The 15564-nt window shown below is 68.1% G+C and carries 18 protein-coding genes; all 18 read left to right on the forward strand.

Going from position 1 to position 15564, the window contains the following annotated elements; genetic code table 11:
• Nucleotides 1-166 precede the first annotated feature (166 nt).
• The 18 genes from AC13CR_RS16410 (at nucleotide 167) to AC13CR_RS16495 (ending at nucleotide 15498) form a co-directional block, all read left to right on the forward strand.
• Entirely contained in the window at nucleotides 167-1126 is a 960-nt protein-coding gene (locus tag AC13CR_RS16410) for an AAA family ATPase (protein WP_292954484.1), read from the forward strand.
• Nucleotides 1120-1950, forward strand: a complete 831-nt coding sequence (locus AC13CR_RS16415) for a DUF58 domain-containing protein (RefSeq protein WP_292977989.1) — start codon at nucleotides 1120-1122, stop codon at nucleotides 1948-1950. Before AC13CR_RS16410 ends, AC13CR_RS16415 begins: the two co-directional genes overlap by 7 nt.
• Nucleotides 1947-2288 carry a hypothetical protein gene (locus AC13CR_RS16420; RefSeq protein ID WP_292954478.1) on the forward strand — a complete coding sequence of 114 codons (342 nt, stop codon included), beginning with the start codon at nucleotides 1947-1949 and terminating at the stop codon, nucleotides 2286-2288. The genes AC13CR_RS16415 and AC13CR_RS16420 overlap by 4 nt, the downstream gene beginning before the upstream one ends.
• Nucleotides 2285-3235, forward strand: coding sequence for a VWA domain-containing protein (locus tag AC13CR_RS16425; protein ID WP_446235851.1), 951 nt, complete (start codon nucleotides 2285-2287; stop codon nucleotides 3233-3235). The genes AC13CR_RS16420 and AC13CR_RS16425 overlap by 4 nt, the downstream gene beginning before the upstream one ends.
• Entirely contained in the window at nucleotides 3223-4122 is a 900-nt protein-coding gene (locus AC13CR_RS16430; RefSeq protein WP_482900699.1) for a VWA domain-containing protein, read from the forward strand. Before AC13CR_RS16425 ends, AC13CR_RS16430 begins: the two co-directional genes overlap by 13 nt.
• Nucleotides 4119-4739, forward strand: coding sequence for a hypothetical protein (locus tag AC13CR_RS16435; protein ID WP_482900700.1), 621 nt, complete (start codon nucleotides 4119-4121; stop codon nucleotides 4737-4739). Before AC13CR_RS16430 ends, AC13CR_RS16435 begins: the two co-directional genes overlap by 4 nt.
• Nucleotides 4733-5908 carry a hypothetical protein gene (locus AC13CR_RS16440; RefSeq protein WP_446233644.1) on the forward strand — a complete coding sequence of 392 codons (1176 nt, stop codon included), beginning with the start codon at nucleotides 4733-4735 and terminating at the stop codon, nucleotides 5906-5908. Before AC13CR_RS16435 ends, AC13CR_RS16440 begins: the two co-directional genes overlap by 7 nt.
• 155 nt (nucleotides 5909-6063) lie before the next feature.
• A complete protein-coding gene (locus AC13CR_RS16445; RefSeq protein ID WP_292954463.1) occupies nucleotides 6064-7662 on the forward strand; it encodes an ABC transporter substrate-binding protein in 1599 nt (532 codons plus the stop codon).
• 105 nt (nucleotides 7663-7767) lie between these two features.
• Complete coding sequence (locus AC13CR_RS16450) at nucleotides 7768-8760, forward strand: ABC transporter permease (RefSeq protein ID WP_446232157.1); 993 nt, start codon at nucleotides 7768-7770, stop codon at nucleotides 8758-8760.
• Nucleotides 8757-9668 carry a nickel transporter permease gene (gene nikC / locus AC13CR_RS16455; protein ID WP_292954460.1) on the forward strand — a complete coding sequence of 304 codons (912 nt, stop codon included), beginning with the start codon at nucleotides 8757-8759 and terminating at the stop codon, nucleotides 9666-9668. The genes AC13CR_RS16450 and nikC overlap by 4 nt, the downstream gene beginning before the upstream one ends.
• Nucleotides 9665-10549, forward strand: coding sequence for an ABC transporter ATP-binding protein (locus AC13CR_RS16460; protein ID WP_292954457.1), 885 nt, complete (start codon nucleotides 9665-9667; stop codon nucleotides 10547-10549). The genes nikC and AC13CR_RS16460 overlap by 4 nt, the downstream gene beginning before the upstream one ends.
• A 75-nt stretch (nucleotides 10550-10624) precedes the next feature.
• A complete protein-coding gene (locus AC13CR_RS16465; protein WP_292954454.1) occupies nucleotides 10625-11377 on the forward strand; it encodes an ABC transporter ATP-binding protein in 753 nt (250 codons plus the stop codon).
• 97 nt (nucleotides 11378-11474) lie between these two features.
• Nucleotides 11475-12431, forward strand: coding sequence for a hypothetical protein (locus tag AC13CR_RS16470; protein WP_292954451.1), 957 nt, complete (start codon nucleotides 11475-11477; stop codon nucleotides 12429-12431).
• A gap of 9 nt (nucleotides 12432-12440) precedes the next feature.
• Nucleotides 12441-12569, forward strand: coding sequence for a hypothetical protein (locus AC13CR_RS16475; RefSeq protein WP_292954448.1), 129 nt, complete (start codon nucleotides 12441-12443; stop codon nucleotides 12567-12569).
• Nucleotides 12566-12946: a hypothetical protein gene (locus tag AC13CR_RS16480; protein ID WP_292954445.1), complete on the forward strand. Its 381-nt coding sequence runs from the start codon at nucleotides 12566-12568 to the stop codon at nucleotides 12944-12946. The genes AC13CR_RS16475 and AC13CR_RS16480 overlap by 4 nt, the downstream gene beginning before the upstream one ends.
• A gap of 76 nt (nucleotides 12947-13022) precedes the next feature.
• Nucleotides 13023-14078 (forward strand): aldo/keto reductase, encoded by a 1056-nt coding sequence (locus tag AC13CR_RS16485; RefSeq protein WP_482900701.1) that lies wholly within the window; start codon nucleotides 13023-13025, stop codon nucleotides 14076-14078.
• Nucleotides 14079-14242: 164 nt separating this feature from the next.
• Nucleotides 14243-15166: a DnaJ C-terminal domain-containing protein gene (locus tag AC13CR_RS16490; RefSeq protein WP_292954439.1), complete on the forward strand. Its 924-nt coding sequence runs from the start codon at nucleotides 14243-14245 to the stop codon at nucleotides 15164-15166.
• Nucleotides 15163-15498, forward strand: coding sequence for a hypothetical protein (locus tag AC13CR_RS16495; protein ID WP_292954436.1), 336 nt, complete (start codon nucleotides 15163-15165; stop codon nucleotides 15496-15498). The genes AC13CR_RS16490 and AC13CR_RS16495 overlap by 4 nt, the downstream gene beginning before the upstream one ends.
• Nucleotides 15499-15564: the final 66 nt, after the last annotated feature.

Here is a 15564-nt window from a genome sequence, read left to right on the forward strand (position 1 = left end):
TTTCACCCGGTTTCTCGTGGCATCAAGACAGGTTCGCCCGGTCGGTCGGACCGGCGCCGGGCCGCGCGCCGATCAGACCAAAGTGGCATGGGCGATTGGTCGATCCGGGCTGGCGCGGCGCGCGCTTGCGCGGCAGACTGGCCCCGTTCAGCGCAAGGAGGAGGCGATGAACGACGTCCGGGTTGAAACCGATGCCATCGCGCGTCTGGGCGGTCAGATCGGCGCGGCGCTGATCGGTCACGACATGCTGGTGGAACGGCTGCTGATCGCGCTGCTGGCCGGCGGCCATGTGCTGATCGAAGGGCCGCCGGGCATCGCCAAGACCCGTGCCGTCAAACATCTGGCCGCGCATCTTCCGGGCAGCCATGCGCGCATCCAGTGCACGCCCGATCTGCTGCCATCGGATCTGACAGGCACGCAGGTCTTCCGTCCCGAAACCGGGCATTTCGACTTCATGCCCGGTCCGATCTTCCACAGTCTCGTGCTGGTGGACGAGATCAACCGCGCGCCCCCCAAGGTGCAATCCGCGCTGCTGGAGGCGATGGCCGAGCGTCAGGTGACATCGGGCGGCATCACGCGACCGCTGCCCGATCCGTTCATGGTCGTGGCCACGCAGAACCCGATCGAACACGAGGGCACCTTTCCGCTGCCCGAGGCGCAGCTTGACCGCTTCATGCTGCATCTGCGGCTGGATCTTCCCGATGCGGTGGCCGAACGCGCGATCCTCGATCTGGTCGAGGCCGAAGGCATGGCGCCGCCCTCTGACGTTCCGAATGTCGTCACGGCCAAGGATCTGGCGCGGGCGCGTGACCGCGTCTCGCGGGTGCATCTGGCTCCGGCGCTGAAGGATTTCATCGTCCGGCTGGTCATGGCGACGCGACCCGGCGGCGCGGTGGCGGAATGGGTTGAACATCCGGTATCGCCGCGTGGTTCGCTGGCGCTGGCGGCAGGGGTGCGCGCGCGTGCCTGGCTGCATGGCCGCGATCACGGCTTGCCCGAGGATGCCGAGGCGCTGGCCGCAGATGCACTGTCGCACCGGATGGTGCCTGCGTGGCAGGCTGTCAGCGAAGGGCGAAGCAGGCGGTCCCTCGTTGCCGATGCGCTAGCCGCGGTGCGACCGTGGTAGTTCCGGCCGGCTTGCCCGATGTCGCGGGGATCCGGCTGCAAGCGGCCGAACTGCTGGCCCTGCGCGACGAAGCGACGGCCCCCGAAAGACAGCGTCCTGCCACCCGGCGGACCGGAGCGGTGGCGGCGCGACTGCCCGGCAGCGGCATGGATCTGCGCGAGATCCGCGCCTATGTCGCGGGGGACGATCCGCGCCGGCTGGACCCGGCGGCGACAGCGCGCACCGGCCAGCCGCATGTGCGCAGCCTGCACGAGGATCGCGACGACACCACCCTGCTGGTCGCCGATTTCCGCGCGCCGATGCTGTGGGGCACCGGCGCGGCCTTGCGATCGGTCCGCGCCGCGCGGCTGCTGGCGCGGGCCGGATGGCTTGCGGCGCGGCGCGGCGGCTCGGTCGCGGTCCTGTCGGTCTCGGGTGCGGGACTGGCCGAGATGCCGTCCGCCACGGGCGAGGCGCAGATGGCCGCGATCGCGCGATTGCTGGCGCATCAGCACGATCGCGCGCTGGCCGAACCGGGCGCGCCCGGCCTGACCGAAGCGCTGTCCCATGCCGCCCGGCTGGCGCCCGCCGGCGGGCGCGTGGTGCTGGCGACTCTGCCGGGCGGCTGGTTGCAGGCCGAGGCGGCGCTGACCGGGCTGTCGCGGCGGCGCATGGTCAGCGTCGCGCTGGTGCTGGACGAAGCCGAAATCGCGCCCCCGCGCCCGGCCCTGACCATCAGCGACGGCCAGCGCAGCCGTCTGGCACGGTTGCTGGCGCCCGATCTGCGGCCCGAGATCGCGCGCCTGCGCGCCCTTGGCGCCAGCCCGGTCGAGGTCCGGCCGTGACGCAAGATCAGTTGCTGGCGGCCCTGGCCCCGCCGCGCCTGCCGGCTGGCATGGCGGTCATGGACTGGCGCGAGGATCTGGGCCTGCTGGGCCTGGGATTGCTGGTCGGATTGGCGCTGTTTCTGGCGCTGCGGCCCTGTCTCGACCGCCGCCCCTCGCGCCGGGCGCTGATCCGCGCCACCCGCGGATTGCCCGGCCCCGAGCGGATCCTTGCCGTGGCCCGGATCCTGGGCCACCTGCCCGACGCCTTGCGCGCCGCCGCCTATGGTGCCGCGCCGCCCCCCGATGACGGCCGGATCGAGCGTGTCGCCCTGCGCAGCCGCAGGAAGCGGGGATGAGCCTGTCCGCGCCGCTGCTGCTGATCCTTCTGCCGCTGCCGCTGCTGGTGCGCTGGCTGACCCCGCCCCTCGCCGTGCCTCGGCCTGCGCTGATCCTGCCTGCGCATCTGGCTGCGGCGGCCGCGGCAGCCGGCGTCGCGAACCGACGTCGCGGTGTCTGGCTGGCCGGGCTGGGATGGCTGCTGCTGGTGGTGGCTCTGGCCGGCCCGCGTGTTCAGGCGGTCAGCGACATCGTTCCGGCCTCGGGGCGCGACATCGTTCTGGCGCTGGATCTGTCGGGCAGCATGATGAAAAAGGATTTCACGCTGGACGGCGGGCCGGTGACGCGGCTGGAGGCGGTCAAGCGCACGGCGGCGGCCTTCGTCGCGTCGCGTCGCGGCGATCGGATCGGGCTGGTGATCTTCGGCGAAAGGGCCTATTTCGCCGCGCCGCTGACCTTCGACGTGAATGCCGTGGCGCGGGCCATCGACGAGGCGCAGATCGGCATTTCGGGCCGCGGCACCGCGATCTCGGACGGGATCGGGCTGGCCACCAAACGGCTTGCGGCCAGCGATGCGCCCTCGCGGGTGATCGTGCTGCTGTCGGACGGGGTGGATACCTCGGGCAGGGTTCCGGCGGTCGAGGCGGCGCGGCTGGCGCGCGACCACGGCATCCGCATCCATTCCATCGCCCTTGGCCCCGAGGATCTGGAAAACCGCCCCGCCTCGCGCGATGCCGTCGATACGGCGACGCTGCGCGCCATCGCGCGGCAGGCTGGCGGTCAAAGCTTTCGTGTCCGCACGACCGGCGACTTGCGCGACATGGCCGGCAGCCTGGACCGGCTGGAGCCGAACCCGTCGGACCGGCCGTCGATGCGGGTCTGGCGATCCCTGTGGGTCTGGCCCGCCACGGGCGCGGCCCTTTGCCTGCTGCTGATCGGTATCAGGAGGCGCGGTTGGACGGCCTGATCCTGTTGCGGCCGCTCTGGCTGATCGGATTGCTGCCGCTGGCCGGGCTGGTGGCGCTGATCCTGCTGCGCATACCGGATGCCGGCGGCTGGCAACAGGTGATGCCACGTGACATGCTGCGCGCGATGCAGGCACTTGGGGCGCTGACCGGGCGACAGAGGCCGTGGCAGCTTCTGCTGGCGCCCGCCGGCCTGGCGGCGCTGGTCCTGGGGCTGGCGGGGCCGGCGCTGCCCCGCGGAGATGCGCCGGTGCTGGTGCAGACCGACGCGGTGGTGCTGGCGGTCGATCTGTCGCCATCGGTTGCGCAGGGAGGCGCGCTGAGCCAGGCGAAATTCGCGGCGGCGGGGCTGGCGCAGGCGCTGGCGGGACGGCCGGTCGGCCTGGTGCTGTATGGCGGCGAGGGATTCACGGCCTCGGCTCCGACGCTGGATATCGCCAGCCTGCGGACGCAGATCGGGGTGCTGGATTCAGAGACCATGCCGGGACAGGGCACGCGCGCCGCCGCCGCGCTGGCACGGGCGGGGCAGATGCTGGAGGGATTGCAGCGTGCCGATCTGATCCTGATTTCGGACGGCGGCGGCATCGACGCCGCCGCCACGGCCGAGGCCGACCGACTGGCCGACCGGGGCGTGCGCATCTCGGCCCTGCGCGTCGAGGGGCTGGCCCGGGGCGCATCGGTCCCGCCGCCCGATGCTCTGGCCGAGATGGTCCGGGGCGGCGCCGTCGCGACGCTGGCGAATCTGCCGGATCTGGCGGCTCGGTTGCGCCGCGGCGGTGCACTTCGGCGCGATCCGGTGCTGCGATCGCTGCAATATCGCGATCTTGGTCCGTTTCTGGCCGCCCTTGCAGGTCTGCCGCTGTTGCTGATGCTGCGGAGGCAGCGGTGAGGCCGGCGGCCCTGCTGGTCCTTGCGGCCGGTCTGGCCGCGCTGGCGGTTGCGGGGCCGTCGGCGCTTGGGCGGCTGGCCCTGCGCGCAGGCTGGGACGGCGCGGCGGTGCGGTTGCTGGACGATCCGGCGGCGCGCGGCGTCGCCCTGTTCCGGCTGGGCGACTACAAGGCCGCCGACGAGGCTTTCGCGGCGGCGGGACGCGGCCAGACCTATAATCGCGGCCTCAGCCTGGCCGCGACCCGGGAATACGCGCTGTCGGTTGCCTATTTCGACGCGACGCTGTTTGCCAATCCGACCGACGATCAGGCCCGTTCCAATCGTGACCTGGTGGCGGCGCTGGCGCCCGTGGTGGTGGGCGAAAGCACGGCGCCGGGCCGCATCAAGGGCGCGGGCGGCGCACCCGCCGGGGACAGGCCGATCACCGATCTGCTGGCCAACCTGTCCGGCCCGGAATGGCAGCGCAGGCTTGACGCCAAGGGCCTGGCCGCGACGGATGAGTGGCTGGACACGATCGCCGACGATCCGGGCGCGTTCCTGAAGCTGCGCATCCGGGCCGAATTCGACCGCCGCGCCCGGATGGGTCTGATCCGGCCGGTAGAGGGCGATCCATGGTGACGCGCCTTTTCCTTGTCCTGCTGCTGGCGATGGCTTCGGCGGCGCGTGCGGAACAGCCGATGGCGCGGCTGATGCTGCTCTATGATCGCGGCAATCCCGTCGTCGCCGAGATGATCGCGCTGACGGTGCGCGGCGAATATGACCTGACCGTGTCGCTGGAGCAGATGCAGTTTCCCGATTCGCGCGACTACGACTGGATTCAGACCGCTCGCGACGATTGGCGGAAAGAGCGGGTCAACGGCAAGCTTCTGCAAATCTTCGAACGCAGGATCGCGGTGTTTCCGCGCCGTGACGGGCCGGTCAGGATCGGCCCGGTGACACATCGGCTGACCTATGTCACTGCGGACGGCCAGCGCGCCACGCGGGACGTGACCGCGCCGCCCGTCAAGATCGGCGTCAAGCCGTTTCCCGGCGGCTATCGTCCGCTGGCGGCCAGCCAGTTGACGCTGACCGACGACCTGTCGGCCCAGCCGGGGCAATTGCGCAAGGATCAGGTTCTGACCCGCCGCGTCACCATCGAGGCGCTTGGCGCGATGGCCCATGACCTGCCGCCGCGTCCTGACCTCAGCGAGCCGTGGCTGATCAGCTTTACCCGGCCCGAAATCCGCGAGACGGTCCTGACGGAAAAGGGTCCGGTGGCCCGCGTCGTCTGGGAATGGGAACTGCGCCCGACCACCGGCGAGCCCGCGATCCTGCGCGCTGCGGCATTTCCGTGGTTCGACACCGACAGCCGTCGGATCGAGGTCGCGGCAATGAAACCCATTCCTTTCGGTTTTGCCGGGTTCGGCGCGAATTCCGGATCCGCGGACAAGGCGGCGGCACGGCAGGACGCGGCCGCGGTCATGCTGGTGGGGGCGGGGACGGCGTCTGCGCTGGCGCTGCTGCTGCGCGGGCAGGGGATCGCGGGTTCTGGCCGGCTGCGACGGCGCATTCGGCAAAGTCTGCCCAGCCCGCATGGGCGCGCCATGCGACGCGCCGCAAGGTCCGGCGATCTGCCCGCCTTGCGCGCAGCCGCCCAGCGGCATCTGCGCTGGAACGGACGCCCCGCTCCGGTGATCCTGGCGCGGCTGGACGATCAGCTTTATGCTGCCGCGCCGCCGGCGGGTTTCGACGCGCGGGCCTGGTTGGCGGCATTTCGCAAGGCGCTGAAATCGCGGATCCGTCGCTGACAGGCGCGGCCGCAGGTTCGGGGATACGCCACCGGGCGAAACGCCCGGCACGCCGTCGCGCAAGCGGGGCCTTGTCTCTTTTCCGACATTGCGCCACGTTGATCGGCATGAAACCCGGCTCACGGGGCATGACCAACCGACAGGGAAAAACGACCATGAAAGCTTTGCTCACTTCGCGTGCGATTCTTCTGGCATCGGCCATCGCCGTCGCGCCCGCCGCTTTTGCCCAGACCCCGGCCGACGTGCTGGTCGTCGCCGCCACCATCGACGACATCATCACGCTGGACCCGGCGCAGTCCTTCGAGTTCTCGGGCAACGACGTCACCCAGAACCTTTATGACCGGCTGGTCGATTTCGATCCGATGGACATGGAAGCCGGCTTCAAGCCCAGCCTGGCCGAAAGCTGGGAGATCAGCGAGGACGGCAAGACCATCACCTTCAAGATGCGCGACGGCGTCAAGTTCCATTCCGGCAATCCGGTCCGCGCAGAAGACGCGGCCTGGTCGATCCAGCGCGCCGTGAAGCTGAACAAGACGCCTTCCTTCATCCTGACGCAGTTCGGCTTTACCCCCGAAAACGTCGACGAGATGGTCAAGGCCGACGGCAACACGCTGACCATCAAGCTGGACAAGCCCTATGCCCAATCCTTCGTGCTGAACTGCCTGACCGCCAATATCGGCAGCGTGGTGGACAAGGAACTGGTCATGAGCAACGCCGAGGGCGACGACATGGGCAATACCTGGCTGTCCAACAACGACGCGGGTTCGGGGCCTTTCGTGCTGAATGCCTGGCGGCCGAACGAGGCGGTCCAGATGACCGCCTTCCCGGATTATTTCCAGGGCGCGCCGGCGATGAGCCGCGTGATCGTCAAGAATGTCGCCGAATCCAGCGCGCAGCGCCTGCAACTGGAACAGGGCGACATCGACGTGGCCCGCAACCTGTCGCCCACGGATGTCGATGCGCTGCAAACCGCCGACGGCGTCAAGATCCAGGACGAACCGCGCGGCCGAATTCTTTATATGGGCTTGAACCAGAAGGACGAATTGCTGTCGAACCCCGCCGTGGTCGAGGCCATGAAATACCTGGTCAATTACGACGGCATCGCGGGCAGCTTCCTGAAGGGCCAGTTCAAGGTGCGCCAGGCCTTCCTGCCCGAAGGCTATCTGGGCGCGCTGGACGAAAACCCCTGGACCTATGACGTCGAGAAGGCCCGGAAGATTCTGACCGATGCCGGGATCGAGGGCGGCACCATCACCACCAAGATCCGCGATCTGCGGGAATATGTGGATACGGCACAGACCTTGCAGGCGTCGATGGCCGAGGTGGGGTTGACGCTGAACATCGAACAGATGACCGGCGCGCAGGTTCTGGACGCCTATCGCGCCCGCGAGGTGCCGATCTTCCTGGGCGAATGGGGCCCGGATTATTCCGACCCGAACACCAATGCCGCGACCTTCGCCTATAATCCCGACAACAGCGACGAGGCGCGGGCGACCGGCCTGCTGGCCTGGCGCAACGCCTATGCGGTACCGCAGTCGATGAACGAGGCCACGGTGGCCGCGACGCTGGAACAGGACACCGACAAGCGCGCCCAGATGTATCGCGACATCCAGAAGCAATATCAGGCCGAGGCCCCGATCATCCCGCTGTTCCAGCGCATCGAACCGACCGGATTGCGCGACAATATCCAGAACTGGAATTCCGGACGCTCGGTCACCTCGGTCATGTATCGACAGGTGACGAAGGGCGAATAGGCCTTGTCTTCCGCGGCCGACCTGAACACCGGGACCGGACGGGGCAAGACCCCGCCGGAACCGGGCGGTCACCGCGCCGCGGCGACGCGGCGCAAGGCCAGACGCATCGGCGGCGTCCTGCTGTCGCTGCTGCTGACGATGCTGGGTCTGTTGCTGGTCACCTTCGTGATCGGCCGCGTCATGCCCATCGACCCGGTGTTGAAGGTCGTCGGCGATCGCGCCACCCAGGCGCAATACGACGCCGCCTATCAGGCGATGGGGTTGGACCGGCCGCTCTATGTCCAGTTCGCAGGCTACGTGAGCGAGGTGCTGACCGGCGATTTCGGGCGCTCGATCTCGACCGGGCAAATGGTCATCGACGACATCAGGCGGGTCTTTCCCGCGACGCTGGAACTGGCGACGCTGGGCACGCTGATCGGCGTGTTCGCGGGCGTGCCCCTGGGCGTGATCGCGGCCGCCCGGCGCGGCGGCATCGTCGATCAGGTCGCCCGCGTGGTCGCGCTGGTCGGCTATTCGATGCCGATCTTCTGGCTGGGCCTGATGGGCCTGTTGATCTTCTACGGTATTCTGGGCTGGGTCGGCGGGCCGGGTCGCCAGGGCATCATCTATGACGGCATGGTTCCCAAGGTCACCGGGCTTCTGCTGGTGGACACCCTGGTCGCGGGCGATTGGGGCGCGTTCAAGGACGCGTTCAGCCACATCATCCTGCCCGCCTCGCTGCTGGGCTATTTCAGCCTCGCCTATATCAGCCGCATGACCCGCAGCTTCATGCTGGAACAGCTTTCGGCCGAATACATCACCACCGCCCGCGTCAAGGGCCTGTCCGAGAGCGCGGTGATCTGGCGCCACGCTTTCCGCAACATCTCGATCCCGCTGGTCACGGTCATCGCGCTGTCCTTCGGCTCGCTGCTGGAAGGATCGGTGCTGACCGAGATCATCTTCTCGTGGCCGGGCCTGGGCCAATACATCACCAAGGCGCTGCTGGCCGGCGACATGAACGCGGTCCTTGGCGGCACGGTCGTCGTCGGGACCTCTTTCGTGGCGCTGAACCTGCTCAGCGACATCCTGTATCGCGTGCTGGATCCGAGGTCCGAATGAGCCGACAGATGACCCGCCGCGCATGGCTGCTTTCCGATGCGCCGCAGACCCGCAACCAGGCGCGGCTGGGCGCGATCTATCAGGGCTGGCTGACATTTCGCGGCAACAAGCTGGCCATGTTCGGGCTGGTGATCCTGATCCTGCTGATCGCGATGGCGATTTTCGCGCCGCTGCTGGCCCCGCAAAACCCCTTTGCGCAGGATCTCGCGAACCGGCTGAAACCGCCATCGGCGCAGAACCTGCTGGGCACCGATGCGCTTGGCCGGGACATCCTGTCGCGCCTGATCCACGGCTCGCGGATCACGCTGTTCATCGTCGGCACGGTGGCCCTGATCGCGCCGATCATCGGACTGTTCATCGGCACCGTGGCGGGCTTCGCGGGGGGCTGGGTCGATCAGGTGCTGATGCGGATTACCGATATCTTCCTGGCCTTCCCCAAGCTGATCCTGGCGCTGGCCTTCGTGGCAGCACTTGGTGCAGGGATCGGCAACGCGGTGCTGGCGCTGGCGCTGACAGCCTGGCCGCCCTATGCCCGCCTTGCCCGGGCCGAGACGCTGACCATCCGCAACGCGGACTACATCGCCGCCGCCCGCCTGCAAGGGGCGGGGCGCATGCGGCTGCTGATCCGGCACATCTGGCCGCTGTGCCTTTCGTCGCTGATCGTGCGGGTGGCGCTGGACATGGCGGGGATCATCCTGTCGGCGGCGGGACTGGGCTTTCTGGGTCTGGGCGCGCAGCCGCCGATGCCGGAATGGGGGGCGATGATTTCGGACGGGCGGACCTATATCCTGGATTTCTGGTGGGTCGCGGCGATGCCCGGGCTTGCCATCTTCATCGTCAGCCTTGCCTTCAATCTGCTGGGCGACGGGTTGCGCGACGTTCTGGACCCGAAGGGCGCAAAGGAATGAACGCGCCGTTGCTCTCGGTCCGGGATCTGCGGGTGGCCTTTCCGACGCGGCAGGGCATGTTCGAGGCGGTGCGCGGCGTCAGCTTCGACCTGGGGCGCGAAAGACTGGGCGTGGTGGGCGAATCCGGGTCGGGCAAATCCATGACCGGCCGCGCGATCCTTGGCCTTGTCCGTCCGCCGGGCCGGGTCACCGCCCGGCGGATGGACCTGCATGGCCAGCCGATCCTGAATCTGTCCGAACGCAAGATGCGCAAGATCCGCGGCAGCCGGATCAGCATGGTCATGCAGGATCCGAAATTCAGCCTGAATCCGGTGATGACCATCGGCGACCAGATCATCGAGGCCTATCGGCTGCATGCCGGCGGCCCGAAGGGCGCGGGCCGCGCCAAGGCGCTGGAAATGCTGGAGGCGGTCCAGATCCGCGACCCCGAACGGGTCATGGGCGCCTATCCGCACGAGGTCTCGGGCGGGATGGGTCAGCGCATCATGATCGCGATGATGCTGGCGCCCGACCCCGAGATTCTGATCGCCGACGAACCGACATCGGCGCTGGACGTATCGGTCCGGACCGAGGTGCTCAACATCATGGACCGGCTGGTCCGCGATCGTGGCATGGGACTGATCTTCATCAGCCACGACCTGAACCTGGTCGCGCAATTCTGCGACCGGGTGCTGATCATGTATGCCGGACGCATCGTCGAGACGCTGGCCGCCAAGGATCTGCATGCCGCCCGCCACCCCTATACGCAGGGCCTGCTGAACAGCCTGCCGCGCCTCGATGCGCCGGTCGAACGCCTGCCGGTGCTGCAACGCCAGGACACGTGGCGCGACGGCGATCCGATCACCGAAAGCCTTGAAACCGAACTTCCCGGAGGCTTGTGACATGGTCCTGCTTCGGTCCGGAAATATCCTGCGGGGGTGCTGGGGTGCAATATCCCGGCCCGCGCCGGTGCCGCCATGCTGACGGTCGACGATCTGAATGTCTGGTTCGGCTTTGCGCCCGACCGTGTGGACGCGGTCCAGCACGCCGCCTTCACCGTGGCCAGCGGCGAAAGCTTCGGTCTGGTCGGCGAATCGGGCAGCGGCAAATCGACGATCCTGCGCGCCATTGCGGGACTGATCGACACCTGGTCGGGCAGCATCGAGGTGGACGGGCAGGCCGTCACCGGAACCCGCCGCAGCCGCGCCTTTCACAAGACCGTCCAGATGGTCTTTCAGGATCCCTATGCCAGCCTGCATCCGCGCCATTCGGTCGATGCGGTGCTGTCCGAGGCGCTGAAGCTGCAAGGCATGGACGATATCGACGCCCGCATCACCCGGCTGCTGCAGGATGTGGGACTGGGACGCGGCTTCCGCTTCCGCTATCCGCACCAATTGTCGGGCGGGCAGCGTCAGCGTGTGGCCATCGCCCGCGCGCTGGCGGCCGAACCGCGCCTGCTGTTGCTGGACGAACCGACCAGCGCCCTGGATGTCAGCGTTCAGGCCGAGATCCTGAACCTGCTGACCGATCTGCGGGCGGAACATGGCCTGACCTATGTGATGGTCAGCCACGATCTGGCCGTTGTCGGGCATATGTGCGACCGGCTGGCGGTGATGCAGCATGGCCGCATCCTGGAAGTGATGGATGTCGATGCCCTGCGCCGCGGCGCGGGCAAGACGGATTACACCCGCCACCTGATCGAAGCCTCGGCAGGCTACATCCGGGGCTGAGGGCCTTTCACGCCGCCCTCATGGCGAATTCACGCCGAACTCCTAGACCTGGTACCGCGCCGCATGTCGCGGCGTGTCATATCGTCAGGGGTTTGAAATGGGTCGCTCATGTCGCGAGATCCAGGAATGGGTCGAGGAACAGGTCGAAAGGCCGATCGAGGAATGGGAACAGCGGCAGGAACAACGCTGCCGCGAAGAGCCATGCAAATGGTGGATGCTGTGCCTGAACAAGTTGTTCTGCTGGCTGGTCTGGGTCGCGGTCAAGGTGGTCCGCTGGGTCGTCGTGACAATCGGCAAATGGGTCGTGCGCGTCGTCTGCACGATCGTCAATGTCATCCTCGACGTGATCGCCTTCGTGATCGGGCTGATCCTGTCTATCCCGGTGATCGGCGGGATCATCCGGACGGTGCTGAACTGGCTGACCGAAATCGTCTGGCGGCTGGTGGGCATCCTGGATTTCGTGGCCAGCCTCGCGGGTATCCGGCCGCGCAAGAAGATGTATTTCGGGATCATCATTCCGGTCATCGACGGCACGCCCCTGGCCACCGAGGCCGCTTTGCAGCCGCAGGTCGATGCGGTGATCGAGATCTATGACCGCACCTGCAACATCGATGCGCGCTTTACCGGTTTCTGCCAGACCCGTGTGTCGCCTCCGGGTGGCAGCATCAGCGTGCAATGCGGCGCGGGCGGCTTTTTCGCCGATTGGTGGGTGGATGGCTCGTGGTTCGAACTGGTCCAGAGCCTGTGCAAATTCGAAAGCGGCTGGCGGCGGATCATCGGCTATGGCGCCGAGCTGATCGGCATCGTCGTCAACGACATCCAGCCGCCCTCGACCATCGGCTGTTCGATGGCGGGAACCCATAATTACGTCACCATCGAGCCGCGCGTGGCGCGGGCGACACTGGCGCATGAACTGGGCCATGCCTGCCTGCTGCCGCACGACGAATCGGCCGGCAATCTGATGAACGCCAGTGTCGTCGGCGCGGCCTTTCCGGTGCTGTCGAACCTGCAAGTCGCCATCGTACGGGGCTCGCGCCACGTCACCTATCTGTAGGAGGTTTCCATGACCGACAAGAACGAACACGACCATGGCAAGGGCCGCGGCTGCGGCGCACCCCATCCGCTTTTCGGGCTGGCCATAGCCGCCGCCATCGTCGCGGTCGCGGCGGTGCTGGTCCTGGCGCTGACATGAAACCGGCAACCTGCGTGATCCGTTCGGCCGATGATCTGCGGCTGCTGACGGATGCCGCGCCGCCCGCGCGGCTGATCCTGGACCTGCCCGGAAAGCCGCGGGACGAGGTTGCGGCGCGGCAGGCGCGGCTGTCCGCAACTCTGAGCGCCTGCGGCTGTGCCGCGGGCGCGGTCGGGTTGCTGGCCGGGCTTTGTCTGGCGCCGATCGCCGGGCTGACGGGCTGGCTGCCGGGGCAGGGCGCGGCCCATGCCGCGATCGGTGCGCTGCTGCTGGCCAGCCTTGGCGGCGTTGCGGGCAAGCTGGCGGGGCTGATGCGCGCCCGCCGCGCGATCCGGGCCGAGATCGACGCCCTTTCGCGCTGGATCGAGGCCGAGTGAGCAATGGCGCCGGGCCGGGTTGCACCCGGCCTGGTTATCGCTACCGTCCGCAGCGCGTCAACGAAGCGGAGCGGTCATGAAACGGGTCACACTGGGCGGCAGCGACATCGAGGTCAGCGCGATCTGCCTCGGCACGATGACCTTCGGCAACCAGACGGACGAAGGCGATGCCCAGAGGCAGATGGATCGCGCGCTGGACGCGGGGATCACCTTTTTCGACAGCGCCGAGATGTATCCCGTCAATCCGGTCCGCCGCGAGACGATCGGCGCCACCGAAGAGATCGTCGGCCGCTGGCTGGCCGGGGCCGGCCGGCGCGAGCGCGTCGAAATCGCCACCAAGATGACCGGACCCAGCCAGATGGTCCGCGATGGCGCCCCCTGCGACGGCGCCACGATGCGCGCGGCCATCGATGGTTCGCTGCGGCGGTTGCGGACCGACCGGATCGATCTTTACCAATTGCACTGGCCGGTGCGCGGCACCTGGGCGTTCCGGCAGAACTGGTCCCATGCGCCGAAGGCAGACAAGGCCCGCATACTGGATCACATGGCCGACATTCTCGCGGCCGCGTCCCAGGCGCGGCGGGCGGGCAAGATCGGCGCCTTCGGCCTGTCGAACGAAACCGCATGGGGGCTGGCGCGCTGGTGCGACGTGGCGGACCGGACCGGCGCGCCCCGACCCGTGGCGATCCAGAACGAATATTCGCCGCTCTGCCGGCTTTATGACACCGATCTGGCCGAGACGGCCGTCCAGGAGGATGTGACCCTGCTGGGATTTTCGCCGCTGGCGGCGGGCCTGCTGACGGGAAAATATTCCGGCGGCGCGGTCCCCGGGGGCAGCCGCGCGTCGGTGGACAAGGCGCATGGCGGTCAGGGCCGGCTGGGTGGGCGTCTGACCGCCCGAGCCATCGCCGCCGCCGACGCCTTCGGCGCGCTGGCCTCGGGTCACGGCTGGGATCGGGTTCACATGGCCGTGCTGTGGCAAGCGACGCGGCCCTTCAAGGCGATCCCGATCATCGGCGCGACCTCGGTGACACAGCTCGATCACCTGCTGGCCGGAATGGACCAGGCGTTGCCCGAGGATCTGGTCCGCGCCATCGACCGGCTGCACAGGGATCACCCGCAACCCTATTGACGCCGGCGTCGCGCTTTCGTCCGCAACCGCGCCCGGTCGGGCATCGTCCCGGGGCCGGGCCAGGGCGACGAAGCCGCCCCCCGCACAGCCGGCCGGGCGAGGCTTGATGAAACCGGCGCAGGTTCTATCTTGTTGATCCGAAAGACGGGCAAAGGGGGCAGAAGATGGCAGGCGATCCATATGCAGATCTGGGATTGACCAGATCGGCCAGCGAGGCCGAGATCAAGAAAGCCTATCGCAAGATCGCCAAGACCGATCATCCGGACCTGAACCCCGATCCGGCGGCCACCCAACGCTTCAAGGCCGCATCGGCGGCCTATGATCTGTTGAAAGACCCCGAACAGCGCCGCCGCTTCGATGCCGGCGAGATCGACGAACAGGGTCACGAACGGCCACAGCGCCGCTATTACCGCGATCATGCGGAGGCGGCCGGCAATCCCTATGCGCAGAATTATGGTTTCGAGGGCGATCCGGATCTGTCGGATGTGTTCTCGGATCTGTTCGGGCGCCGGGCGGCCGGAGGATTCGGGCAGGGTTTCCGGCAGGAGGGCGGGCGCGAATTCCACATGCGCGGACAGGATTACCGTTTCGCCCTGGAGGTTGATTTCATGACCGCGGCCAGGGGCGGCAAGACCCGGATCTCGCTGCCCGAGGGCGGCGATCTCGAGGTGACGATCCCCCGGGGCGTGCGTGACGGGCAGACGATCCGGCTGAAGGGCAAGGGCGGCGCGGGCATGGGCCAGGGCGGTCCGGGGGATGCCTATCTGACCGTCTCGGTCGCGCCCCACCCCGATTTCCGTCGCGAGGGCGACGACATCTTCCTGACGCTGCCGATCACGCTGGACGAGGCGGTTCTGGGCGCCAAGGTCGCGGCGCCGACAGTGGACGGGCCGGTGAACCTGACCATCCCCAGAGGCGCCACCACGGGCCAGAAGCTGCGCCTGCGCGGGCGCGGGATCAATGGCGGCGACCAGCAGGTCGAACTGAAGATCGTGATGCCGCCGAAGGTGGACGGCGATCTGGCGAAATTCATGGAGGGATGGCGCAAGTCGCATGGCTACGACCCACGCCGGGGGATGACGATATGAGCCGCTATTACACCGAAACCGAAGTCATCGCGATGGTCGAGGAACTGACCCGGCCGCGCCTGCGCCGCTATTGCCGGGCGCGCATCGTGCAGCCGGTGACGACGCCCGATGGCCCCGGTTTCCGCGAGGCCGACCTGGCGCGCCTGCAATTGCTGTGCGATCTGGCCGATTGCCACAACCTGCCCGAGGACGGGTTGCGCATGGTCATGTCGCTGATCGACCAGCTGAACACCGCCCGCGGCGACATGCGGGCGCTGATGCAGGCGGTCGCGGCCGAACCCGACGAGGTTCGCATTCGCATCCACCGCAGCATTCGCGGCAGGCGCGGCTGAGGCGCCAGATCGCCGCGCGATCCTTGCGGTGCGGCGTCAGTCATCCGGAGATCCATCAGGCCGGAT

This window comes from Paracoccus sp. L-17 (assembly GCF_056857655.1).